19 protein-coding genes are annotated in these 23816 nt (G+C 69.0%); 5 read left to right on the top strand and 14 right to left on the bottom strand.

Going from position 1 to position 23816, the window contains the following annotated elements; all coding sequences use genetic code 11:
- From Q4I23_RS15265 to Q4I23_RS15230, 8 genes are all read right to left on the bottom strand, one after another.
- A partial coding sequence (locus Q4I23_RS15265; protein ID WP_498526762.1) for a FecR/PupR family sigma factor regulator occupies window positions 1–344 on the bottom strand: 344 nt, incomplete at its 3' end.
- 20 nt (window positions 345–364) lie between these two features.
- On the bottom strand, window positions 365–958 hold the full coding sequence (locus Q4I23_RS15260) for an RNA polymerase sigma factor (protein WP_498526761.1): 594 nt from the start codon (window positions 956–958) through the stop codon (window positions 365–367).
- 163 nt (window positions 959–1121) lie between these two features.
- Entirely contained in the window at window positions 1122–1796 is a 675-nt protein-coding gene (locus tag Q4I23_RS15255; RefSeq protein ID WP_498526760.1) for a GntR family transcriptional regulator, read from the bottom strand.
- A gap of 119 nt (window positions 1797–1915) precedes the next feature.
- Window positions 1916–3199 (bottom strand): TRAP transporter large permease, encoded by a 1284-nt coding sequence (locus tag Q4I23_RS15250; protein ID WP_498526759.1) that lies wholly within the window; start codon window positions 3197–3199, stop codon window positions 1916–1918.
- Window positions 3196–3798 (bottom strand): TRAP transporter small permease, encoded by a 603-nt coding sequence (locus Q4I23_RS15245; RefSeq protein ID WP_498526758.1) that lies wholly within the window; start codon window positions 3796–3798, stop codon window positions 3196–3198. Before Q4I23_RS15245 ends, Q4I23_RS15250 begins: the two co-directional genes overlap by 4 nt.
- A gap of 32 nt (window positions 3799–3830) precedes the next feature.
- Window positions 3831–5012: a mandelate racemase/muconate lactonizing enzyme family protein gene (locus Q4I23_RS15240; protein ID WP_498526757.1), complete on the bottom strand. Its 1182-nt coding sequence runs from the start codon at window positions 5010–5012 to the stop codon at window positions 3831–3833.
- An 88-nt stretch (window positions 5013–5100) separates the two neighbouring features.
- On the bottom strand, window positions 5101–6120 hold the full coding sequence (locus Q4I23_RS15235; protein WP_498526756.1) for a TRAP transporter substrate-binding protein: 1020 nt from the start codon (window positions 6118–6120) through the stop codon (window positions 5101–5103).
- A gap of 230 nt (window positions 6121–6350) precedes the next feature.
- A complete protein-coding gene (locus Q4I23_RS15230) occupies window positions 6351–7508 on the bottom strand; it encodes a patatin-like phospholipase family protein (RefSeq protein ID WP_498526755.1) in 1158 nt (385 codons plus the stop codon).
- Between the two features lie 228 nt (window positions 7509–7736).
- On the opposite strand from Q4I23_RS15230, the gene Q4I23_RS15225 reads away from it, so the two are divergent.
- The 5 genes from Q4I23_RS15225 to Q4I23_RS15205 all read left to right on the top strand — a co-directional run bounded on the left by Q4I23_RS15225 (window position 7737) and on the right by Q4I23_RS15205 (window position 15633).
- A complete protein-coding gene (locus Q4I23_RS15225; RefSeq protein ID WP_498526754.1) occupies window positions 7737–11018 on the top strand; it encodes a PAS domain S-box protein in 3282 nt (1093 codons plus the stop codon).
- A gap of 191 nt (window positions 11019–11209) precedes the next feature.
- Window positions 11210–13420 (top strand): heavy metal translocating P-type ATPase, encoded by a 2211-nt coding sequence (locus Q4I23_RS15220; protein WP_498526753.1) that lies wholly within the window; start codon window positions 11210–11212, stop codon window positions 13418–13420.
- Window positions 13417–13920, top strand: coding sequence for a signal peptidase II (gene lspA / locus Q4I23_RS15215; RefSeq protein ID WP_498526752.1), 504 nt, complete (start codon window positions 13417–13419; stop codon window positions 13918–13920). The genes Q4I23_RS15220 and lspA overlap by 4 nt, the downstream gene beginning before the upstream one ends.
- A gap of 39 nt (window positions 13921–13959) precedes the next feature.
- Window positions 13960–14610 carry a DsbA family protein gene (locus Q4I23_RS15210; RefSeq protein ID WP_498526751.1) on the top strand — a complete coding sequence of 217 codons (651 nt, stop codon included), beginning with the start codon at window positions 13960–13962 and terminating at the stop codon, window positions 14608–14610.
- A 63-nt stretch (window positions 14611–14673) separates the two neighbouring features.
- Complete coding sequence (locus Q4I23_RS15205) at window positions 14674–15633, top strand: cation diffusion facilitator family transporter (RefSeq protein ID WP_454019732.1); 960 nt, start codon at window positions 14674–14676, stop codon at window positions 15631–15633.
- Window positions 15634–15638: 5 nt separating this feature from the next.
- Here Q4I23_RS15205 and Q4I23_RS15200 read toward each other — a convergent pair whose 3' ends face one another.
- The 6 genes from Q4I23_RS15200 to Q4I23_RS15175 form a co-directional block, all read right to left on the bottom strand.
- The gene (locus Q4I23_RS15200) at window positions 15639–16523 is read right to left on the bottom strand and encodes an IclR family transcriptional regulator (RefSeq protein WP_454019731.1); all 885 of its coding nucleotides are present in this window, start codon (window positions 16521–16523) and stop codon (window positions 15639–15641) included.
- Window positions 16524–16608: 85 nt separating this feature from the next.
- Window positions 16609–17529: a 4-hydroxy-tetrahydrodipicolinate synthase gene (gene dapA, locus Q4I23_RS15195; RefSeq protein WP_454019730.1), complete on the bottom strand. Its 921-nt coding sequence runs from the start codon at window positions 17527–17529 to the stop codon at window positions 16609–16611.
- Window positions 17530–17578: 49 nt separating this feature from the next.
- A complete protein-coding gene (locus Q4I23_RS15190; protein ID WP_498526750.1) occupies window positions 17579–19363 on the bottom strand; it encodes an ABC transporter permease subunit in 1785 nt (594 codons plus the stop codon).
- A 1-nt stretch (window position 19364) separates the two neighbouring features.
- Window positions 19365–20498, bottom strand: coding sequence for an ABC transporter ATP-binding protein (locus tag Q4I23_RS15185; RefSeq protein WP_498526749.1), 1134 nt, complete (start codon window positions 20496–20498; stop codon window positions 19365–19367).
- Between the two features lie 121 nt (window positions 20499–20619).
- On the bottom strand, window positions 20620–21702 hold the full coding sequence (locus Q4I23_RS15180) for an ABC transporter substrate-binding protein (protein WP_498526748.1): 1083 nt from the start codon (window positions 21700–21702) through the stop codon (window positions 20620–20622).
- Window positions 21703–21759: 57 nt separating this feature from the next.
- Entirely contained in the window at window positions 21760–23187 is a 1428-nt protein-coding gene (locus Q4I23_RS15175; RefSeq protein WP_498526747.1) for an FAD-binding oxidoreductase, read from the bottom strand.
- Between the last annotated feature and the right edge of the window lie 629 nt (window positions 23188–23816).

Genomic DNA, 23816 nt, shown 5'->3' with positions numbered 1-23816 from the left:
GTTATAGTCTCGTGGGCTCGGAGATGTGTATAAGAGACAGATCGCGTTCGGTCGCGGGCTGGCGCTCCGGCGGTGGGCCACCGAACCGTTTCCGGCGGTTTGGACGCCGGTGCGTGGGATTCCGGCGCGACGTCCGGAGTTGCGGTTGACGCCAGCGCGTCGGTCAGGAGCGGCGAGGCCCACATGGCCTGCGCCAGGTCCAAGGCGCGGGCATTGCGGGGGTCGGCGGCGCACCAGGCGGCGCAGGCTTGGCGGCACTTCTCGTCCGCGTCCTCCGCCTGCAGACGGATGAACCAGTCGAGCGCCTGCTCCAGCGGCAGGGAGGGGTCGGTGTCGTCAGGCATGGGACCCGCGTGTGGTGCCGTCACGGTCTTTCACCTTGTAAGACGTTCGAGCCGGCGGAAACCCGCAACCCTTCACGATCGGGCCGGCCTTCACGATCAAGCCGGGCAAAAACCTCCAGGCACGCGAGCAGGGCGGTCTTCAGGTCCTTCTGCACCGTGCTGACCGAGACGTCGAGCCGTTCGGCGATCTGCGAGTGGGACAAACCCTCCATCCGGTTCAGCAGAAGGATGCGGCGCTGCCGCTCGCTCAAAGCCGCCAACGCGGTCTCCATGCGGGCCAGCCGCTGGCGGTCGCCGGCCTCGGTTTCCGGGGAGGGCAGGGGGGCGGCGACCGCCTCCATGCCTTCGGCGGTGATGTCCTGAGTCACGACGACGGCGTTCCGGCGCTCCCGCCGCAAATGGTCGAGGGCCAGATTGCGCGCCGTCTGGAACAGGAAGGGCGCCGGATACTCCACCGGCCGGTCGCGTTCCGCCGCCCGCACCTTGAGATAGGCCTCCTGTGCCAGATCCTCAGCGGTGGCGGCGCTGCCGACCATGCGGGACAACAGCCGGACAAGAGCCCCACGGTGTCCGATGAAAACGGCGTCGAGCGTCGGCTTGGCGGCGTCAACCATGCGCCACCAAGCCAGGAACCGGTGCCTTCGTGCGATGCTGATCGGGCATGGCCAGCCCCGTTCCTCCACAGACAACCGGTCTGGCCACGCCATGGCCGGTGCATGACAGCGCATTATAGTTAGAATGCGTATCATTCGCAATGATCGGCGGCCCTGCTATCGTCTATGAGCGACCTTCCATGGCCTTCAACGTGCGGTCGCGGGTGGCGATCAGGTGGTCGCGCATCGCCGTCGCCGCCGCCTCGGCGTCCTTGGCGCGCAGCGCCTTGCAGATGGCGATGTGCTCCTCCAGCGAGGGGTCGAAGGCGTTCGGCACCTTCTCGATCACCGCGTTCCGGCACCAAGCCACCGAATCCCGCAGCGTCGCCATGATGCGGGCCAGCCGCTGGTTCGGGCAGTGGGCGAGCACGAAGTCGTGGATGACCTCGTCCACCTCCTGCAGGCGGGCCTGCCGCTCCTCCTCCGGGCCGGGCCGGCCGGCGGCGATGTAGGCTTCGGTCATCGCCTCCACCTCCGCCTCCGGAGCGTGGGGGGTGGCCAGCTCCGTCACCAGCGGCTCCAGGGCGATGCGGAGCTGGAACACCTCCATCAGGGCGTTGCGGTCGATCTCCGCCACGAAGATGCCGCGTCGCGGGTAGATGTGGACCAGCCCGTCCGCCTCCAGCCGCTTGGCGGCGTCGCGCAGCGGCGTGATGCTGATGTTCCACAGCGCCTTGTACTGGTCCAGCATCAGCCGCGACCCCGGCGCCAGCCGGCCGGAGATGATCTCGCTCCTCAGCCGCTCGGTGACCTGCTCGCCGATGGAGGCCGTGTCGAGGGGACCGCTGCCGTCGAGCATGGAAGACCGTTCCTCAGTGAATCGCCGCAGACGGAGGCGCCGCGTCAGGTCCGACATTTTAACACCGCGCCTCCCCCGCCTTCAAACCCGCCTTCACGTCGCTGCGGCATCGGGGGCCGTCACCGTGCCGTGAACCAGGCGAGCGGCGCCATCACCAACTCCGGGAACAGCACCAACAGGAACAGCACGGCGGTCTGCGCCAGAAGGAAGGGGCCGACGCCCTTCATCAGGTTCGACATCGACATGCGCCCGACGCCGCAGACCACATTCAGCACCGTGCCGACCGGCGGGGTGATGAGGCCGATCGCATTGTTCATGATGAAGAGGACACCGAAATAGACCGGGTCGATGCCGGCCTGCTTGATGATCGGCATCAGCACCGGGACCATCAGCAGGATGGTCGGCGCGAAGTCCAGCGCGGTGCCGACGATCAGCACGATGACCATCAGCGCGACCATCAGCAGAAGCCGGTTGTCCATCACCGGGGCCAGCAGATCGGCGAGCTGGGCCGGGATGTTGGACGCGGTGATCAGCCAGGCGGAGATGCCCGCCGCCGCCACCAGGAACATCACCACCGCCGTCGTCTTGGCCGCCGACAGCATCAGCCCGTACAGGTCGGCGATTTTCAGCTCGCGGTAGATGACCAGCCCGACGAACATGGCGTAGACTGCGGCGACCACCGCCGCCTCGGTCGGCGTGAAGACACCGGTCTTCAGCCCGCCGATGATGACCACCGGAAGCAGCATCGCCCAGAAGGCGTCGGCGGTCAGCCGCAGCCGCTCGCGCAGCGGCACCTTGGGCGGCGTCGTCAGGATCTCGCGGCGGGCCAGCCACCACCAGGTGATCAGAAGCGCCACGCCCATCATGATTCCTGGCACGATGCCGGCCAGGAACAGCTTGGTGATGGAGACCTGCCCGGCGACGCCGTACAGGATCATGCCGATCGACGGCGGGATCACCGGCGCGATGATGCCGCCCGCCGCGATCAGCCCGCCGGAGCGGTGGATGTCGTAGCCCGCCTGCCGCATCATCGGCAGCAGGATGGACGCCAGGGCCGCCGTGTCCGCCACCGCCGAGCCGGACAGCGAGGCCATCAGGATCGCCGCGAACACCGCGACGAAGCCCAGCCCGCCGCGCAGGTGGCCGACCCAGGCCATCGCCATGGCGATGATGCGCCGCGACATGCCGCCGGCGTTCATGAACTCGCCGGCCAGCATGAAGAAGGGCACGGCGAGCAGCGGGAAGCTGTTGGCGCCGTCCCACATGCTCTGAACGACGATCTGAGGGTCGAGCATCCCCATGAAGGTCATCAAAGCGAGGCCGGAGACGATCAGCGCGAAGGCGACGGGCAGCCCCAGCGCCATCGCGCCCAGCAGGCTGCCGACGAAGATGAAGATGGTCACGGCGCCGTTTCCTTCAGCGTGTTCAGGCTTGCGAGCGGGCCGGACAGGGTGCCGGGCAATGTGCCGGGTCCTTTGAGCCGGTTCGGGTCCACCTCGCCCATGCCCTCCTCCTCGACCTGGATCAGCTCGTCGTCGCCGACCTTGCCGAGCGCCAGCCGGACCAGGTTCACGATGCACATCAGCCCGATCACCCCGCCGGTCAGGTAGGTGACGCCGAAGACCCAGATCATCGACAGGCCGGTCACCGGGGCGTGGTTCGTCGCGTTCAGATCGTGCTGGAGCAGCGTGCCCTGGACGATGACCGCGCAGCAGACCAGCATGATGACCTGATTGATCGCCCAGCAGACCTTCTTGCCGGCGCGCGGCAGCAGGCGGACCAGGGCGTCCACGCCGAAATGCGACCCTTCACGGAAGCCGATCACGGCGCCGATGAAGGTCATCCACACGAACAGAAAGCGCGGAAGCTCCTCCGACACGTCGATGCCGCTGTTGAAGACGGCGCGCAGCACGACGTTGCCGAACACCATGACCAGCATCGCGGCGATGCACACCACCAGGATGCCGTCGAGGATTCTGAAGAAGAGGGTGCCGTTCCACATCACGGATCTCCGGCGGGACGTCTCCAACCCGGTCACGCGCTGCGCGACCGCACGGTGTAGCGGGCGAGCTGGTCGGGATCGACCTCCACGCCCAAACCCGGCCCGCCGGGCACGGCGAGGCACCCGTCCGCCAGCGTGAAGTTGTCGGTCAGCAGGTCGTCGCGCAGCGGGTTGTGGGTGCGGTCGAATTCCACCATCGGCTCGTTCTGCAACGGCACGCCGAGCGCCGTGTAGGGAACCAGCGGCGCCGTCGCCAGCGCCTGGAGCGCCGCGGCCAGGGCGATGCCGGATCCCCAGATGTGCGGGACGGTCATCACGCCGTGGGCGGTGGTCAGGGCCAGGATCTTCTGCCATTCGGTGAAGCCGCCGGCGCAGCAGAGGTCCGGCTGGGCGATGTCGATGCAGCCCCCGGCCAGCAGTTCGCGGAAGCCGTAGCGGGTGTATTCGCACTCGCCGCCCGCGATGGGCACGTCGATGGAATCGCGCACGCGGCGGTAGCCCTCGCGGTCCTCCGGCGGCACCGGCTCCTCGAACCAGCGGACGTCGAATTGTTCCAACGCCCGCCCGATCCGGATGGCGCCCGCCGTGTTGTAGGCGTGGTTGGCGTCGACCATGATCAGGGTGTCGGGTCCCAGCACGTCGCGGACCAGCGCCACCCGCTCGATGTCCTGGGCGATCGGCAGCAGGCCGATCTTGATCTTGATCGCCGGCAGCCCAGCCTCGCGGTAGCGCTGCGCCTCCTCGGCCAGCGCCGCCATCATGCGCGGCGTGTCGCGGAAATAATCCGGGTAGTAGCAGCCGGTGCCGTAGGCTGCGACCTTGTCGCGGAAGGCGCCGCCCATCAGAGCGTGCACCGGCCGGTTCAGCGACTTGCCCCACAGGTCCCACAGGGCGATGTCGATGGCGCTCAGCGCCTCGATGTAGGTGCCCTTCTGGCCGAAGTCGCGGCAGAAGGAATAGAGATCCTCGAAGACCCGCACCGGCTGGTCGGCGCTTCGGCCGATCAGCCGGGGGGCCAGCACGTCGATGATGCAGCTTTCCGGCGGCTCCGCCGGTCCGTATTGCCCGCCTTCGCCCCAGCCGACCAGACCGTCGTCGGTGGTGATGCGAACCAGCAGGCTGTTGCGCTCCGGGAAAGCGGCCTGGGAGGAATAGAAAGTCTTCGCGTTCAGCGGAGTCTTCAGGATGAAGGTGTCGATCTTTTTGATGAGCATCGGGGTTCCCACGGGGAGATCGGGCGTCGGACGGGCGCGCGGTCCCACGGGCGGACTCGCGGCCCGCCCGCGGAGCACAGGACGTGCGTTACGGGTTGGCCTTGCGCAGCTGGCCGAGTTCGGACTGCAGCAGGGTCATCGTGTCGGCGCCGATGGTCGCGGCGTGCTTCTCGTAGACCGGCGCCACCTTCTGGAGCATGCGCTTGCGCTCCTCGGCGGACAGCTCGTTCACCTGCATGCCGAGGTCCTTCAGGCGGGCCAGCGACTTTTCCGACTGCTCGCGGTTCACCCGGCGCTCCTCGGTGCGGGCCACCGCGGCGCAGGACTGGAGCACGTCCCGCTCGGCGGACGACAGGCCGTCCCAGATCTTCTTGGAGTAGAGGATCACTGCCGGCGTGTAGGCGTGGTTGGTGACCGACAGGTACTTCTGCGCCTCGTAGAACTTGCCGGTCTCGATGTTGGCGTAGGGGTTCTCCTGCCCATCGACCGCGCGGGTCTCCAGCGCCGTGAACAGCTCGCTGAAGGCCATCGGGACGGCGTTGGCGCCCAGCGTGGAGAAGGTGTCCATGAACACCGGATTCTGCATCACGCGGATCTTGGTGCCGCCCAGATCCTCCCATTTCTGGATAGGCCAGCGGGAGTTGGTGAGGTTGCGGAACCCGTTCTCCCAATAGGCCAAATTGACCAGCCCGACGCCCTGGAGCTTTTCGGACAGTTGCTGGCCGACGGCGCCGTCGAGGATGCGGTCGGCCTCCTTCTCGTTCTCGAACAGGAAGGGCAGGTCGAAGACGCCCATGGCCGGCACCAGCGAGGCGAGCGGCGAGGTGGAGGCCACCACCATGTCCAGCGAGCCGCCGCGCACGAGCTGCACGGCCTGCATGTCGCTGCCGAGCGCGGCGTTCCAGAAGCTCTGGATCTTCATTTTCCCGCCGGACTTCTCAGCCGCGCAGGCGGTCAGCGCCGAAACCCCGGCGGCAAAGGGATGGTCCTGGGCGACGGCGGCCGAGAGGCGCATGGTGCGCTCCGCGGTCTGCGCCTTGGCTGGGACCGCGGCGAACAGCGCCGCCACGGCGACCGTCAGGACGATGGACAGTTTATCGACGTTCATAGGGGCGCTCCTCCGATCCGCATTTTTCAGGGTCACGGTTCTGTGCCGGACCCAAAAGGTTGATGACGCGCACAATGCCTGATGCATCAGGCATTAGCAAGGTCATTTGCGTGCGAAATCGAACCGCCCAATTGTCGACGGGCGAGTGGTCTGTGCCGCTGCGTGGCGTTGGAACGATCAAGGCTGGGGGTGAGCGTCCTCTTGCGGCGCGGTGCCGTCTCGATCCGGCGTCAGGGCGCCGCACCGCCTTCCGCCGCACCGCCTTCCGCCGCACCGCCTTCCGCAGCGGCGAGCGCCACCTCTGAATCCACCGCGGCGTACCGGAAGCGGTGGGTGTCTTTCCTGGCGCCGTCCAGCAGGGCCAACCCACTGTCCATATCCCTCCGCCCAGCGGCCCAGCGGTCCGCGATGGACGATGGTGAGAAGTCGAATCCCTTGGCCGCAAGCTCGTGGCTCGCCGCCTGATAGGCCATGTGGATCAGCGTGGCGGTCGCTCCCTCCGGCTCGATCCTCTCGCGCAAGCCGAACTCCCTCTGCAGCGCCTGCACGCTCCGGCGGGCGTGGCTGGCGAACAGCAGGTCGTTGGTGCGCTCCAGAACGGCGTCCAGCGAGGCCGGCCGGGCGCTGCGCAAGCTGAAAAGCTCGACCGCGAAGCAGAGGATGTCCCGGTCGAGCGGTTCCGTGAAGGGCAGGTCGAGCGGCAGATTGTTGGTGTAGCCGGGATCGCAGAACAGGCGGCCGCCGATCTCCACCGGCGGAAAGGCCGGGGTGATGGCGGCGCTCGCCATGATGTGTTCCGGCCGGATCTCGTCCCGGCTGCTGTCGAAGTAAACCTCGTCTCCGGTTTCGATGTCGATGCAGCCAGCGGAAAAGCGGACCTCGGCGCGGTTGAGCAGGTCGAAGTCGATCAGGCGCTCAAGGGTGTCCCGCAACGGCGACTGATCGTAGAGCGCCACGTCGTTGGGCACCCAGGGCAGCACCGACCACAAGCCGGGGAAGCGGTGCCGGAAGATGCTCGGCCGTCCGAAGAGCGTGGCCATGACGGCATGGGCGCCGTTGTAGACCTGCCGGGCCTTCGCATGGCTGTGGGGCAGCAGCCCGGAGGTGTGGAGGGTCGCCTCCCGCCAGAACTGGCGAAGGCGTTCGAGGCGCCGCTCGGGGGGATTCCCGGCCAGGATCGCTCCGGTGATCGCGCCGATGGAGGCGCCGATGATCCAGTCCGGCTGGACGCCACGGCTGTGCAGCTGTTCGTAAGCTCCGGCGTGATAGGCGCCGAGCGCGTTGCCTCCGCCCAGGACGAGCACGATCCGGGGCCCTTCCTGGCGGCGGCGGGATGGCGGCGCCTTGACGGCGCTCGGCTCTGGGCCGGAAACCGCGGATCGAGACATCAGCATCACCCTCCCGTTAGCTGTTTGCGTTCTTCAGCATCTCGCACTTGCGAAATGGACGCTGCGGCGGTGTCCAGCAAGGCCTGGCATTCTCCCCATCCGGGATTCCATGGTATGAACCGCGCCGACTTTTTCTCTGGCTGGTTTGGTTGAGGCAGGCTCGTCGCGGCCGGTTCCGGATGCTCCGGAGCCGTGCCGTGCATCGATGGAATGATAAGGGGCGAGTGCGTGACGGATCGGGCGGCGGGCATCGAAGCCCTGAGAGCCATCGAGGCGGACATCGAGCGCTTGCAGGCCGAAGCCGCGATGCTGCGCGCGCGGTTGGGGCTGTCCCCCGGCGTTCCCGCGCCATTCGAAGCGGATCAGGCGCTCGCCGTCGTGCAGAGCGCCAGCGAGCATGCCATCGTCACGACCGATCTGGAGGGCCGCATCACCGGTTGGAATCCCGGTGCGGCCCACAGTCTGGGCTGGAGCGCGGAGGAGGCGCTCGGCCAGGACGCCGGCACGCTGTTCTTCACCGCCGAGGACCGGGCCGCCGGGCAGCCCGAACGCGAAATGACCTTGGCGCGCACCCACGGCCACGCCACTGATGAGCGGTGGCACACGCGCAAGGGCGGCCGCTTCTTCGCGCAGGGAGAGATGACGCCCCTTCTCAACACCCGGGGCGAGCACATCGGCTATGTGAAGGTGTTCCGTGACCGCACCGGCCAGCGGTTGGCCGAGGATGCGGCCAGCGCGGCGGCCACCGAATTGCGCCTGCTCGCCGACGCCCTGCCCCTTCTGGTTGCCATCGTCGGTCCCGACCACCGCTATCGCTTCGCCAACCGCTTCTACGAGGCGTGGTTCGGCGTGCCGCGTGAGCGTCTGGTCGGCATGCACGCGCGCGATCTGATCGGCGAGGCCGCCTATCAAGCCCGCTTCGCCCAGATGGAGCGCGCATTCGGCGGCGAGGTGGTCGAGTATGAGGGCTTTCTCCCGAACCGGGACGGGGAGCGGCGGGACTGCCACATCCACTATCTGCCGCGGCGCACCGCCGATGGCGCCGTCGACGGCATCTATGTCCAGGTCATGGACATCACTGAACGCAAACGGGCGGAGGAAGCGAGGCGGCGGGCGGACGAGCGCATCCGGCTCGCTCTCGACGCCGACGCGGTCCTCGGCACCTGGGTGTGGGATCTGGTGGAGGATCGTTTCACCGGCGACGCCCGCTTCGCCCGCACCTTCTCCCTCGACCCGGCGGCGATGGAGCGCGGCCTGCGGCTCGCCGACGTCGTTCGGTCGATCCATCCCGACGACGGACCCCAGGTCCAGGCGCTGATCGCCCGGGCGCTGCGCGATGGAGGGCCGTACAGCGCGGAATACCGCGTGCGCCAGTTCGACGGCGCCTATCGATGGATCGAGGCCAACGGTCACGTCACCCAGGACGACGCCGGTCGCCCCCTGCGCTTTCCCGGAGTCCTGTTGAACATCCACAGGCGCAAGATCAACGAGCGTTATCAGGCCGCTCTTCTCCAACTCGGCGACCGCCTGCGCCTGCTCGACGAGTCGGCTGGCATCGCCGCCGCCGCCGCCGAAATCGCCGGCCGGACGATGGAGTTGCTGCGCACCGGCTATGGGACCACCGACCCCTCCCGTTCCGCGATCACGGTCGAGCGCGACTGGTGCCGCTCTCCGGAGGTCGTGAGCACGGCCGGCCGCCACCGCTTCGCCGATTACGGCTCCTGCATCGAGGATCTGAAGCGTGGAGAGGTCGTCGCCATCGCCGACATCACCGTCGACCCGCGCACCGCCGGTGATTGCGGCACCTTTCTGGCGCTTGGCGTCCGCGCCCTGCTGAACGTGCCGCTGATGGAGGAAGGCGGACTGACGGGCGTCTTCTTCCTCCATCACGCTTCGCCGCGCGTGTGGAGCGAGGAGGAGATCGCCTTCGTCCGCGGGGTGACGGACCGCACTTGGGCCGCGATGAGCAAGGCCGAGGCCGCCCAGGCGCTGCGGCGGCTGAACGACACGCTGGAGCAGCGCATCGATGCCGCCATCGCCGAACGCGACCAGCTGTGGCACAGCTCCCGCGATCTCATCGTGATCACCGATCGAACGGGATGCGTCACGCTGTCCAACCCGGCCTGGAACCGGGCCTTCGGCCATCCCGAGGGCATGACGGCCCGTGTCCCCCTCACCGACTTTGTCCATCCCGACGACCACGGCATGTTCCAGCGCGTGCACGCGACGATGGGCATCGGCGAGACCGTCACGAACGTCGAGGTGCGGATGCGCGCCGCCGACGGCGCCGAGCGGCTGATCGACTGGTCGGTGGCGGCGCTGGAGGGTGGCTTTTCGGCGACGGGACGCGACGTGACCGAACAGCGCCGTGTCGAGGAGCAGCTTCACCAGTCACAGAAAATGGAAGCGGTCGGACAATTGACCGGCGGCATGGCGCACGATTTCAACAATCTGCTGCAGGCGATGTCAGGCTGCCTCCACCTGATCGATCGGCGCGCCGGCGAGGTCGCCGGGGTCCGGAAGATCCTCTACGCCGGCCGGCAGGCGGTCGACCGTGGAGCCAGCCTGATCCGCCAGCTGATGGCCTTCTCGCGCCGTCAGAGCCTGCAGCCGGAAGCCTTCGACGTGCGCGATAGGCTGCTCGGCATGCGCGTTTTCCTGGACCGCGCGCTGCGCGCCGACATCCAGCTGGAATTCGACCTGGAGGATGGATTGTGGCCGGCCATGGCCGACCCGGTGCAGTTCGAGCTGGCGGTGCTGAACCTCGCGACCAATTCGCGCGACGCCATTCCGGCGGCCGGACGGGTGGTGATCGGCGCCGGCAACCTCCCGCTCTCGGGCGAGCATGGCCTGCATGGGGACTTTGTGCGGGTGTGGGTCCAGGACAGCGGCCATGGCATCGCGCCGGAGTCGCTTGGGCGCGTGTTCGAGCCCTTCTTCACGACCAAGGCGGTGGGCCAGGGCACCGGGCTCGGTTTGGCCCAGGTCTATGGCTTCTGCCGGCAGTCGGGCGGGACCGCCACGGTGGAGAGCACCGTGGGAAAGGGCACCACGGTGGCCCTGCTGCTGCCGCGCGCCGAGGCGGTTCAGGCGGAGGATAGGACCACGCGGCGGTCCGTGGTGGACGGCGGCGGCGCCCGCGTCCTGCTGGTCGAGGACGATCCCGTTGTGGCTCCGGTCATCACGGCCGCGCTGGAGAATCTGGGCTACCGGGTCACGCGGGCCGCCAACGGGGAGGAGGCCTTGCGCCGCTTGCAGGCGGGGGAGGAGACGGATCTGCTGTTCAGCGACGTGGTGATGCCGGGCGACGTCGACGGCATCGCCTTGGCACGGGCGGCGCGCGCCCTGCTGCCCGACCTGGCGGTGGTTCTGACCACCGGCTACAGCGAGAACCAAGCCGGGCTGGAGGGCCTGCCGGTGTTGTCCAAGCCCTACCGGATCGAGGATCTGGCGACGGTCTTCCGCGAGGAGCTGAACCGCAGGAAGCGATCGCAACCACCGCCACGGTAGCGTCCGACGTCATGGCGCCGTGACGGCGGAGGAAGACTCCCTCCGTCAACATGCGGACGATCCCAGCGCTGTCCCCACCAAGAAAAAACTCTCTTGACCCTGTAGTGACTCCAGGGTCCAGGATGGCGCACGACAGGCAGCCGCGCGTCCTTCCCCACCGCGGCCCCTCATATCGCCGGTCGGAGTGGAACATGCAGGACGAGACGATGGAGGCCGCCCCGGCAGTCACCGGGCAGGCCGTGCGCTACAAGGTGGCGGGCATGGATTGCCCGAGCTGCGTCGGCAAGATCGAAACCGCGTTGCGCCGTCTGCCGGGGGCGTCCGGCGTTGGGCTCAACCACCATTCGCAAATTCTGCGGCTGACGCTGGACGAGGCGGCGACGCCGCGCGCGACGGTCGAGGCGACGATCCGCGGGCTCGGCTTCGGGGTGGAGCCCGCCGACGCGATCCACATTGCCGAGGGCGGCGGCGAAGCGTTCGATTCCGTCGCCCGGCGGGAGCCCCGCTGGTGGCAGACCGGCCGGGGCCGCATCGCCATCCTGATCGCGCTGCTGGTCGGGGGCGGTTATCTGCTGTCCTGGCTGGCGCCGGGCGTGGCGGATCGCGCGCCGCTGCCCGCCGCCCTGTTCGGGCTGGCCGTCTTCGGGCGCCGCGCCGTCCGGCTTGCCCGCTCCGGTTCGCCCTTCAGCATCGAAATGCTGATGTCGGTGGCGACCCTGGGCGCGCTCGCCATCGGCGAGGCGGAGGAGGCTGCGGTGGTCGTCCTGCTCTTCGCCATCGGCGAGTTGCTGGAGGGTGTCGCCGCCGGAACCGCCCGGTCGGGCATCCGGACGCTGTCGGCGCTGGTCCCGCGAACCGCGCTGCTGATCGAGGGGGAGAGCGCCCGCGCGGTGCCGGTGGAGCGGCTGGAGGTCGGGCAGCTCGTGCTCGTCCGACCCGGCGACCGCGTGTCCGCCGACGGTGTGGTGGAGGAGGGCGAGTCCGACATCGACGAATCCCCGGTGACCGGCGAGTCCATGCCCGTCGCCAAGGCCGTGGGCTCCCCGGTCTTCGCGGGCGGGATCAACGCCACCGGGGTGCTGCGCGTCCGCGTCACCCGCAAGGCGTCGGACAACACCATCGCCCGCATCGTCCAGCTTGTGGAGGAGGCGCAAGCCGCCAAGTCCCCCACCGCGCGCTGGATCGAGCGGTTCAGCGCCCGCTACACACCCGCCGTCATCGCCGTGTCGGTCCTGACCGTCCTGGTGCCGCCGCTGGCCTTCGGCGGAGACTGGCACAGCTGGATCTACCGCGGACTGGCGCTGCTGCTGATCGGTTGTCCCTGCGCGCTGGTCCTCTCCACCCCGGCGGCCATCGCCTCCGGCATCGCGGCGGGCGCCCGGCGCGGTCTGCTCATCAAGGGCGGTGCCGCGCTGGAGGCGATCGGAAAGGTGCGGACCATCGCCTTCGACAAGACCGGCACGCTGACCCTGGGGCAGCCGCGCGTCACCGACATCGTGCCGCTCGACGGTAGCGAGCGCACGCTGCTTGGCCTTGCCGCCACCGTCGAGAACGGCTCGGCCCACCCGCTGGCCCGCGCCATCCTGGAGCGCGCGGCGGCCGACGGCGTGCCGCTGCGCCCGGCGCGCGACCGCAAGGCCGTTCCGGGGCGGGCGGTGCAGGCCGTGGTCGGCGGGCGCCTGATCGAGGTCGGCTCCCCCCGTCACGCCGTCGAACGGGGCGGCGCCGGAGCCTTGCCCGCCGACACCGTCGCCGTCTTCGAGGAGGAGGGCAAGACGGTCGCCGTGGTCGTGGCGGACGGACGGCCCATCGGTCTCCTGGCGCTGCGCGACGAGCCGCGGCCCGACGCCGCCCGGGGCATCGCCGCCCTGCGCGGGCTGGGCGTGCGCAGCGTCATGCTGACCGGCGACAACCGCCGCACCGGTCAGGCGGTCGCCCGGACGCTTGGCTTGGCGGTCGAGGCCGAACTGCTGCCGGAGGACAAGCTGCGCGCGATCGCCGGCCTGAAGGGGCAGGGGACGGTCGCGATGATCGGCGACGGCATCAACGACGGTCCGGCCCTGGCCGCCGCCGACGTCGGCATCGCCATGGGCGGCGGCACCGACGTCGCGCTGGAAACCGCCGACGCCGCCCTGCTGGGCAACCGGGTCGAGGGGGTGGCCGAGTTGGTCACCCTGTCGCGGGCGACCCTGACAAACATCCATCAGAACGTCGCCTTCGCCCTCGGCCTGAAGGCGGTTTTCCTGGTGACGACCCTGTTCGGGATCACCGACCTGTGGCTGGCCATCCTGGCGGACACCGGCGCCACCATCATCGTCACGCTCAACGCGCTGCGCCTGCTCCGCCGCAAGGGCCGACACCTCCCGGCGTCGCAGCCGGCCTTTGGAAGGAAGGAATCATGAAGACGACATGGGCGGCTCCGTCCGCCGGCCTGAGACTGGCGGGTGCCACCGGCGCCATCGTTCTGGTCCTCGACCAGCTCACCAAATGGGCGGCACTGGAGCAGCTCCTGGAACCGCCGCGGCTGATCGAGGTGGCGCCCTTCCTGAATCTGGTGCTCGGTTTCAACACCGGCGTCAGTTTCGGGCTTCTGGAGAACGACAGCGCCTACGGTCCCTGGCTGCTCTCCGGGGCCGCGCTGCTCGTCGTCGCGGTTCTGGTGGTGTGGGCGGCCCGTTCGGACAGCCGCGCGGAGGCGGCGAGTTTCGGCGCGATCGCGGGCGGTGCGGTGGGCAACGTCGTGGATCGCCTGCGCCAGGGCGCCGTCACCGACTTCATCGACCTCCATGCCTTCGGGTGGCACTGGCCGACCTTCAACGTCGCCGACATCGGGATCACCGGCGGCGTCGGGCTGCTGCTGATCTCCGGGCTGTGGCCGCGACAGACCGACAAGCAGCCATAAGCGCAAGCTTCACTGGTGGACATCGAGGAGAAAACGACCATGACCGTCCTTCCGTTCAACCGCCGCCAAGCGGTGGCGCTGCTCGGCGCCATCGGCCTGCTGGGCGGCGCGCCCCTGGCCCTGGCGCAATCCCCGGCCGCCGCACCGGCTCCGGAGGTCCCCGCGACGGCGACGACCCCGCGCATCCTGGGCAGCGCCGACGCGCCCGTCGAGGTCGTCGAATACGCCTCTCTCACCTGCCACCACTGCGCCACCTTCCACAACGAGGTGCTGCCCCAGGTGAAGAAGGAGCTGATCGACACCGGCAAGATCCGCATCGTCTACCGGGATTTCCCGCTGGACCGGGCCGCTCTCGATGCCGCCGTCCTGGCCCGCTGCGTGCCACCCGGACGGTACTTCGCCATCCTGTCGGTGCTGTTCGCCAAGCAGGACGACTGGTCCCACGCCAAGGACCCGCGTGAAAGCCTGACCCGCTACGGCCTGTTGGCGGGATTGCCGAAGGAGACCTACCAGGCGTGCCTGGACGATCAGGCTCTCAGCGACGCCATCCTTCAGTCGCGCCTTGACGGTGCGGAAAAGCACCAGATCGATTCGACCCCGTCCTTCGTGATCAACGGCAAGACGCACAAGGGGGTGCTGAGCTACGAGGCGTTCTTGAACGCCTTGCGGCCGCTCCTGCCGCCGTCCTGATGACTCGGCGCAGTGCCCGCTTCAACGGTTCCACGGACTGACACACGGCATCGGACTGAACACATGGCACATCATCACAGTCACGATCATGGGCACGGTCACACGCATGACCACGGGCATGGCGAAGCGGGCCACAGCCACGACATGCCGACGGTGACCGAAAGCAGCGAGCGCAAGGTCTTCTGGGTGATGCTGCTGACCGGCGGCTTCATGCTGGCCGAGGTGGTGGGCGGCATCGTTTCAGGCTCGCTGGCGCTGCTCGCCGACGCCGGGCACATGCTGACCGACTTCGCGGCGCTGGCGCTCGCCTGGTTCGCCTTCCGCCTGGGCCGCCGCCCGGCCGATCCGCTGCGCTCCTACGGATACCACCGCTTCCAGGTGGTGGCCGCCTACACCAACGGGATCAGCCTGTTCGCCATCGCGCTGTGGATCGTCGTCGAGGCGGTCGGACGCCTCTTCGATCCGGTCGAGGTGATGGGACCCCAGATGCTGGTCATCGCCACGCTGGGGCTGCTGGTCAACATCCTCGCCTTCTGGATCCTGAGCCGCGGCGGGGACGGGAACCTCAACGTCCGCGGGGCGGCCATCCATGTTCTCGGCGATCTTCTCGGCTCGGTCGGCGCCATCGCCGCCGCTCTGATCATCCTGTGGACCGGCTGGATGCCCATCGACCCGATCCTCTCGGTGGTGGTCGCCCTGCTCATCCTGCGCAGCGCCTGGAGGATCACCAGGGAGGCCGGGCACATCCTCCTCGAAGGCACCCCGCCGGGCATCGACGCGGCCAGCGTCGGCGCCGCCCTGGGCGAGGTCGCCGGGGTGTCGGACGTCCACCATGTCCATGTCTGGTCGCTTAACACGGAGCGTCTCCTGCTGACCCTGCACGCGGTCGTCGAGGACGGCGCCGACCGGAACCGGGTGCTGCGCGACGTCAACCGGATCCTTGAGGAGCGGTTCGGCATCCGGCACGCCACGGTGCAGCTGGAGCACGGCGGCTGCGCCCACACCGACCAGGGACACCGGTGACGCCGCTACCGCGGATAGCCGGCGAATTTGTTGACGGAAATGGAGGTCGCCGCCACCTGCACATGCCGGGCGAGTTCCTGCTCGGCTGACTCCGGCGTCCAGCGGGTGGTGGGGACGGAGATGTTCAGGCCGGCGACCGCGTGCCCATGCTCGTCGGTGATGGCGGCGGCGACCGAGATGTCGCCCATCACCGTCTCGTTGGTCACCACGGCGTAGCCTTTTTCCGCCGCCTCCTGGACGCGGGCGCGCAGGCGGCCGGGGTCGTTCACGGTGAAGGGGGTGAGCGGGCGAAGATCGGTGCGGGCCAGGATCTCCTCCCGCTCCTCCTCCGACAGGCGCGACAGGATGGCGGTGCCCGACGCGGTGAAGTAGGCGGGCAGCCGGCTGCCGACCATGATGTCGATGTTCACCAGGTGCCGGCCGGGGAAGCGGGCGACGAAGACGATCTCGTGGCCGTCCAGCTCCTGCAGATTGGCGGTCTCGCCGACGCTGCGGCTGATCTCCAGCAGGTAGGGCGACGCCTTCTCGATCAGTTCGTTCGCCCGCAGGTAGTTGTAGGAGAACTGGAGCAGCTTCGGGCTGAGCGCGTAGTTGCGCGTGCCGTGGACGCGCCGCAGATAGCCCAGCGTCTCCAGCGTGTAGACCAGCCGCTGGGCGGCGCTGCGGTCCAGCCCCGCCGCCTTGGCGATCTCGGACAGCGGCATCTGCCGGTGCGGGCCGTCGAAGGCGTGCAGGATCTGGAAGGTCTTCTCGGTCGAGCCGACGAACAGCGACGACTCGCGAGGGTCGGCCTTCGGCTTCACGGTCGGTGTGGCATCGGCCTGCTGGGCGTCGCCGCCCGCCATGCCGTCCGCCATGCCGCCCGTCCTGGTGGTCTTTCCGGCCTTCATCGGTGCTCGTCCTCGCGTCGTCGGCATGGTTCGCCTACGCATAGCATCCGGCGCGCCGGATGCCACGCGCAAGCGTTGCTACCGGTCAGGCCACCGCGGCGGCCGGCAGCCCTTCATAGGTGGTCAGGAGGCGCGACAGTTCGCTTTTCAGCGCCTCGCGCAGTTCCGCCCGCGGCTCGCGCAGCGGCGGCAGCATCGCCGGGGCCTTCACGCCGATGAGGTCCATCACCGACTTCATCGGGCCGGGGTTGGTCTCGGCGAAGGCGAGGTTCATCATCGGGATGAGGGTGCGGTGGACCTCCAGCGCCTCGGCGGTCTTGCCGGACGAGGCGAGGTCGAAGACCAGGCGCCAGGCGCGCGGCAGGAGGTTCGCCGTCACCACGATGCCGCCCTTGGCGCCCGCGGCCACATGCAGCGGGAACAGCGTGTCCTCGCCGCTCAGCATGGCGAAGGACGGGTCCAGCCCGGCCATCGTGCGCAGGAAATGGTACATGTCGGTGTTGCAGGCCTTCATGCCGACGATCCGCTCGTGACGCGACAGCTCGTGCAGCACCTCCGGATCGACGGCGATGCGGGTGCGGTAGGGGATCTCGTAGATCAGGATCGGCACCGGCGACTCGTCGGCGTAGCGCAGGAAGTAGTCTCGGATGCCGGCCTGGGTCGGGTTGGTGTAGTAGGGCGTCAGGACCAGCAGGCCGTCCACGCCGGCCGCCGCGAAGTCGCGGCCCGCGGCCAGAGCGTCGTGATAGCCGGTGTCGAGCACGCCGGCGATGACCGGCTTCCTGCCGGCCATCGCCTCGACCGTCAGCGCGGCGAAGCGGTTGCGCTCGGCCCGCGCCAGCGCGCCGTACTCGCCGGTTCCGCCCAGCGGAACCACCCCGTCGATCCCCTGGCGGTTCAGCCAGGAGAACAGCGCCTTGGAGGCCGCGACGTCGATGGTGCCGTCGGCGGTCACCGGCGTCGGGGTGGCGGGCAGAATGCCGCGGAGTTTGGTGGCGTCGAGCATAATATATCCTTGGAAGTGCGAAGAGGTGGAGCGTCGGTTCCGGTGCGGATCAGGAGGCCAGGCTGCGCCGGCGCAGCCGGTCCGCGGCGTAGATCAGCACCGCGACGAAGACGAGGAGCCCGGTCGACACCGCCGCGATGACGGGGGAGACCTGCAGCGTCACCTCGTCCCAGAACTGTTTGGGCAGGGTGGCGCTGAGACCGCCCGAGGAGAACAGCGAGATGGTCAGCTCGTCGAAGGAGGTCGCGAAGGCGAACAGGAAGGACGACAGCATGCCGGCCCCCAGGATCGGGAAGGTGACGTGGCGCAGCGCGGCCAGCGGACGGGCGCCCAGGCTCTGCGCCGCGAGGTCGAGCCGGGTGTCGTAGTTGCGCAGCACCGCCGTCATCGTCATCACCACATAGGGGACGGCGACGACCGTGTGGCCGATCACCAGACCTAGGATGGTGCCGACCAGCCCCATCTGGGCGAACAGGTAGAACATGCCGACGGCGATGATCATGCGCGGCACGATCACCGGCGACAGGATGAAGGCCAGCATCGCGCCCTTGCCCCGCATCCGGCTGCGCACCATCAGGAAGGCCGCCGGCACGCCGATCGCCATCGACAGCAGGCCGGTGCCGAAGGCCACCACCAGCGAGCGGGTCAGCGCCTGCATCCACAGCGGCGACTGGAAGAGCTGCTCGTACCATTGCAGGGAGAAGCCGGTGGGCGGCCAGGCCAGACCGGCCTTGCCAAAGGACAGCGGGATCATCAGGAAGGCCGGCAGGCTGACGAGCACCAGCATGGTCCACACCAGCGTCCGCAGGGTGGCCGACGGCATCTCGCCGGTGCCGCGCGGGCGGCGGCGCGGGAACAGGCCGAGCAGGGCGTCGCTCGCGGCACCCAGCAGTCCGAGCACCCGGCCGCCCAGACGCCGCATGGCGGTGTCGCGGTTGTGCGCGGCCCCCGCGGTCTCGCCGGTCAGCGTCGCGAAGCCGAAGACGCGGTCGTAGAGCACGAACACCGCCAGCACCACCGTCAGCAGCAGCACCGAGATGGCGCCGGCGAGGCCCCAGTTCAGCGTCTGCTGGATCTGGTCGATGATGAGCTGGGTGATCATCGTCTCGCGCCGTCCGCCGAGCAGGGCCGGCACGATGAAGAAGCCGATGGCCGACACGAAGACCATGATCGCCGCGGCGGCGACGCCGGGCAGCGACAGCGGGAAATAGACGGTCCAGAAGGCGGTGCCGGGGCGCGCGCCGAGCGTGCTGGCGGCGCGGGGCAGGGTGCGGTCGATGTTCTCCATCACCGCCAGCATGGTCATCACCGCCAGCGGCAGCATGGCGTGCACCATGCCGACCAGGACCGAGCCGAAGCCGTAGAGCAGGTCGATCGGCCGGTCGATGATCCCCAGCGACATCAGCGTGCCGTTGATGACGCCGTTGCGGCCGAGGATGATGACCCAGGCGAAGGCGCGCACCAGGAAGCTGGTCCAGAAGGCCAGCAGCACCCAGAAGATCAGACGGCTCTTCGCCGGCCCCTTGGTGACGGAGATCAGGTAGGCGATGGGGTAGGCCCCGGCCACCGCGACCAGCGTCGTCGCCAGCGAGATCTTCAGCGTGATCCACAGCACGGTGACGTAGAGGCTGGACGAGAAGAGCTGCTGGTAGGGCGCCAGCGTGAAGCCTTGGCCGTTGTAGACGCTGAGCGCCAGGAGCTGGCCAACCGGGAAGACCAGGAAGACGGTGAGGAGCAGGACGATGGGGGCGCCCATCAGCACCGGCTTGCGCCAAGCCGGCGGGGCGCCGCGCCGTGGGGCGGCGTGAGACATGGTCATGATCTGGTCGCTCATGTCAGGCCGCCTTGGCCGTGGTTGCGGGCATGGCCGCCGGGCCGCGGTCCGCGATCACCACGGCGTCGCGGCTGTCCCAGGACAGCGCCAGCACGTCGTCTATGCGGATCGCCTCGGCCTCGTTGCGGGTGGCGAAGGCGGCGACCAGCGGCGGCAGGGCGTCGTCGAGCGGCTGCATGTAGACCTTGGTCAGGCTACCGGTGACCATCACGTCGGACACCTGGCCCATCACGGCCGAAGCACTGTTGTCCGACGGACGGGCAATGGTCAGGTTCTGCGGGCGCACCATCACCCGCACCGGGGTGCCCGGCGGCAGGTCCTGGCCGTTGGCGAGCGCGCGGCCTGGAATGGCGGCGCTGCCCAGCCGGATCTCCGCCTCGTCGCCCAGCCGCGGACCCAGCACCGCCGGCAGCAGATTGGATTCGCCGAGGAAGTCGGCGACGAACAGGGTGCGCGGGCGGAAATAGAGATCGGCCGGCGTGCCGAGCTGCTCGATGCGGCCGGCGTTCATCAGGCAGATGCGATCGGACATCGTCATCGCCTCTTCCTGGTCGTGGGTGACGTAGACGACCGTGGTGCCCAACTCGCGGTGCAGATGCTTGATCTCAAGCTGCATGTGCTCGCGCAGCTTCTTGTCGAGGGCGCCCAGCGGCTCGTCCATCAGGATGATCGACGGCTTGTAGACCATGCAGCGGGCCAGAGCGACGCGCTGCTGTTGGCCGCCCGACAGCTCGCGCGGGTAGCGCCCGGCGATGTGCGGCAGGTGGACCATCTCCAGCGCCTCACGCGCCCGCTTCTTCGCCTCGGCCTCCGGGATCTTCCGCATCTTCAGCGGGAAGGCGATGTTCTCGGCGATCGTCATGTGCGGGAACAGGGCGTAGTTCTGGAACACCACGCCGATGTCGCGCTCGTAGGGCGGGGCGTAGGTCACGTCCTGCGCGCCGATGCGCACGATTCCTTCATCGGGCGGAACCAGCCCGGCGAGCAGACTGAGCAGCGTCGTCTTGCCCGAGCCCGAGGGGCCGAGCAGGGTCAGGAATTCACCGTCGGCGACCACGAGATCCGTGGGGGCGAGCGCCACGAAATCGCCGTAGCGCTTGGCGAGGCCCTGGACGGTTAGGCTGGACGACGACATGGCAGGTCTCCTCGCGTCGAAAGGGGAATGGGGAAAAATGCGGGAGCCCCGCGACCGGCCCCGCCAAACAGGAAGGGGGGCCGGTCGCGGGTCCTCAGTCGGGACGGAGCGTCCCGGCGCCTCAGCTCAGCAGCCAGGCGTTGTAGCGCTCGAGCGCCTTCTGCTGGTTGTCCAGCCAGAACTGCGCGTTGATCTTGACGCCCTTCTCGATGTTCGCCGGGAAGGTCGGGCAGTTGGGGGCGATCGCCGGATCGATGTGCTTGAAGGCGTCGGGCATGGTGACGCCGGCCGGGAAGTACTTCACCAGCTCCGCCTGCCGCTTCGGATCGCAGGTGAACTTGATGAACTGGCGGCAGGCGTCGGCGTTCGGGGTGCCGGCCAGGATGGCCCAGTTGTCGAGGCCCCAGATGTTCTGGTCCCAGACGATGCCGACTGGGGCGCCGGCGGCGATCGCCGCCTGCGGGCGGGACACCCAGGTCGGGACGAGATCGACCTCGCCGGAGATCAGCATCTGCTCGACCTGCGCGCCGCTGGTCCAGAAGATCGGGATGTCCTTCTTGATGCGGTCCAGCGCCTTGAAGGCGCGGTCGAAGTCGCAGGGATAGACCTCGCCGGTGGGCACGCCGTCGGCCATCAGCGCCTGCTCGATGGTGTCGAAGGGATGTTTGCGCAGGGCGCGGCGGCCGGAGACGCCGGCGACGTCGTAGAAATCCTTCCAGGAGGCCGGCGCCTTGCGGCCCTTGAAGGCGTCGGTGCGGTAGGCCAGCACGGTGGTGTAGACGTTGGTGCCGACGCCGTATTCCGACATGTACTGCTTGGGAATGGCGGCGACCGCCGGATCGTTCTCCAGCCCGTGCTTCTCCAGCATCGGCTTGTCGCCGGCGGTCAGCATCAGGATGGCCGGCTCGCTGATCTTGGCCATGTCCCAGGTGTAGGACTTCGCCTCGACCATCGAGCGGATCTGCGCGGTCGGCTCGGCGTTGGCCTGGACGCCGACGACCTCGATGCCGGTGGCCGCGGTGAAGGGCTTGTAGAAGACCTCGCCATAGGCCTTGGTGTAGATGCCGCCGTCGTCGCGCACGACGATGCGCTTGTTCTGCGCGCGGGCCGGGCTCCAGATCGCCGGCATGGCGAGCGCCGCGGTGCCGGCGGCGCCGGCTTTCAGCAGGGTGCGGCGGGACCAGCCGGATTGACGTGTGCTCATGTCGGAACTCCTCGAGGATGGGCCGGGACGGCGGATGGGCGGGGAACGACGGGAAAATCAGCCGGGCGGCAGGAGCCGTCCGGGATTGAGGATGTTCTGCGGGTCGAGCGCCCGCTTGACGGCGCGCATCAGCGCCAGCTCCGCCGGCGGCTTGTAGCGGGCCATCTCGGCGAGCTGGACGCGGCCGACCCCGTGTTCGGCGCTGAAGGTGCCCTTGAGCCGGGCGGCCTCGTCGTTGACGGCGTGGCGCAGCGCCGCGGCGAGCGCGTCGCGGTCACCCGATGCGGCGGCCTCCCAGGCGTCGAAGCTGAAGAAGGGGATGAAGTGGACGTTGCCGTCGCCGAGATGGGCGACGACGATCACCGGCAGGTCGGGCACCAGCGCGCGCACCGCCGCGGTGGCCGCCGCGATGAAGGCGGGGACCGCCGACAGCGGCACCGCGCAGTCGGTGGTCAGGCCGACGCCGGCCTTCTTGTTGGCCTCCGACACGCTGTGGCGGATCTCCCACATGGCGTGGCGCTGCGCTTCGCTGGACGCCAGCGCCGCGTCGCTCAGCAGGCCGTCGGCGAAGGCGTCCTCCAGGATCGCCTGAAGTTCGTCGTCGAGCGCCTCGCCGGAGCCGTTGTCCGACAGCTCGATCAGCACATGCCAGTCGGCCTCGCTCTCGATCGGGCTGCGGCGGCCGGGGACATGGCCGACCACCAGATCGAGCTGCAGGCGGTTGATCATCTCGAAGGCGGACAGCCGCGCCGCGCTGCGCCCCTGCACGCGGGTCAGCAGGGTCAGCGCGTCCTCCGGCGACGCCATCCCGACCCACGCCACCGCGTGGCGCGTCGGCAGCGGGTGCAGCTTCAGCGTCGCCGCGGTGATGATGCCGAGTGTGCCTTCCGAACCGATGAACAGATGCTTCAGATCGTAGCCGGTGTTGTTCTTGCGCAGGCCGTACAGGCCCGACCAGACGGTGCCGTCGGCCAGCACGACCTCCAGCCCCAGCACGTTCTCGCGCGTGTTGCCGTAGCGCAGGACCGAGGTGCCGCCGGCGTTGGTGGCGATGGTGCCGCCGATCTGGCAGGAGCCCTCGGCGCCCAGGCTGACCGGGTAGAGTCGCCCGTCCGCCGCCGCCGCCTCCTGCACGGTGGCGAGGACGCAGCCAGCCTCGACCTCCATCGTGTTGTTCACCGGATCGATGGCGCGGACCGCGCGCATGCGGGTCAGGCTGAGGATGACCGGGGCGGGGCCCGTCTCCGACGGAACGGCGCCGCCGCACAGGCTGGTGTTCCCGCCCTGCGGCAGGACCGGCACGCCGTGCTTGGCGCAGCAGCGCACCACGTCGGCCACCTGCCCGACGTTGGCGGGACGCGTGAGGCAGAGCGCCGGTCCGCGATAACGCCCGCGCCAGTCCTCGGTGACGGCATCCAGATCGGAGGGGGCGGTCAGGACGGCGTCGACGCCGATCAGGCTCGTCAGTTCAGCGATCACGTCCACGCGCGATCTCCTTGATCTATCCATTATTCAATCGCTATGCGATTGCATCAACTGGAATATGATAACTTGAGTTTTGTGCTCCAACAAACCTCTTTTTGCGGAGCGTGCGAATTTTCGGCGCGCGGAAGCGTCGGTGCCGGGCACTGTCCGGGGGTCGGGTGATGCGCGGTCGGCCCTTCCGCCTTTTTTAAAAGGCGGTGAACGGCTGCCCGGCCCTTCCTCCTGAAGGTGTTGAAACGGATTCACCGCTGCTGGCCGCGCTGGAGAAGGACGTGGGGGCATCCCGGTCTTCTGCCCGCGCTTCAACTGGGCGGGGCGCAATGGCCACGTGCGCTTCGTTCCGGGCAACGCCTTCGGCCACACCAACGCCGTCTTCGCCGCGCCGGTCCGCGCCTTCGCCAGGGTCTTGCCGGCATCCGGTCTGGCGGCTTCCTCCCCGCTGCGTGGTCCGGCGGGATGGTGGCGAGGCGGCGGGACGCGCCATGACCCGCCGCCTTGCCTCGCGCCGTCCTTACGCCCAGGCGCGGCTGTCCTTGACGACCACGGCGAAACGGGCGGCGAGGTTGGCGCGGTGCAGCGCCTCGGCCGGGATCACGCCGCCGGCCCCGTCGGGAAGGTCGCGGGTGGCG

Source organism: Azospirillum sp. UFLA03-27 (genome assembly GCF_059803775.1).
This window is presented reverse-complemented; position numbering and strand designations above follow the sequence as displayed.

Coding starts and splice junctions, on each gene's coding strand:
- Q4I23_RS15260 (WP_498526761.1), bottom strand. CDS start 958: ATGGTTGACGCCGCCAAGCCGACGCTCGACGCCGTTTTCATCGGACAC.
- Q4I23_RS15255 (WP_498526760.1), bottom strand. CDS start 1,796: ATGCTCGACGGCAGCGGTCCCCTCGACACGGCCTCCATCGGCGAGCAG.
- Q4I23_RS15245 (WP_498526758.1), bottom strand. CDS start 3,798: ATGTGGAACGGCACCCTCTTCTTCAGAATCCTCGACGGCATCCTGGTG.
- Q4I23_RS15240 (WP_498526757.1), bottom strand. CDS start 5,012: ATGCTCATCAAAAAGATCGACACCTTCATCCTGAAGACTCCGCTGAAC.
- Q4I23_RS15235 (WP_498526756.1), bottom strand. CDS start 6,120: ATGAACGTCGATAAACTGTCCATCGTCCTGACGGTCGCCGTGGCGGCG.
- Q4I23_RS15230 (WP_498526755.1), bottom strand. CDS start 7,508: ATGTCTCGATCCGCGGTTTCCGGCCCAGAGCCGAGCGCCGTCAAGGCG.
- Q4I23_RS15220 (WP_498526753.1), top strand. CDS start 11,210: ATGCAGGACGAGACGATGGAGGCCGCCCCGGCAGTCACCGGGCAGGCC.
- lspA (WP_498526752.1), top strand. CDS start 13,417: ATGAAGACGACATGGGCGGCTCCGTCCGCCGGCCTGAGACTGGCGGGT.
- Q4I23_RS15210 (WP_498526751.1), top strand. CDS start 13,960: ATGACCGTCCTTCCGTTCAACCGCCGCCAAGCGGTGGCGCTGCTCGGC.
- Q4I23_RS15205 (WP_454019732.1), top strand. CDS start 14,674: ATGGCACATCATCACAGTCACGATCATGGGCACGGTCACACGCATGAC.
- Q4I23_RS15200 (WP_454019731.1), bottom strand. CDS start 16,523: ATGAAGGCCGGAAAGACCACCAGGACGGGCGGCATGGCGGACGGCATG.
- dapA (WP_454019730.1), bottom strand. CDS start 17,529: ATGCTCGACGCCACCAAACTCCGCGGCATTCTGCCCGCCACCCCGACG.
- Q4I23_RS15190 (WP_498526750.1), bottom strand. CDS start 19,363: ATGAGCGACCAGATCATGACCATGTCTCACGCCGCCCCACGGCGCGGC.
- Q4I23_RS15185 (WP_498526749.1), bottom strand. CDS start 20,498: ATGTCGTCGTCCAGCCTAACCGTCCAGGGCCTCGCCAAGCGCTACGGC.
- Q4I23_RS15180 (WP_498526748.1), bottom strand. CDS start 21,702: ATGAGCACACGTCAATCCGGCTGGTCCCGCCGCACCCTGCTGAAAGCC.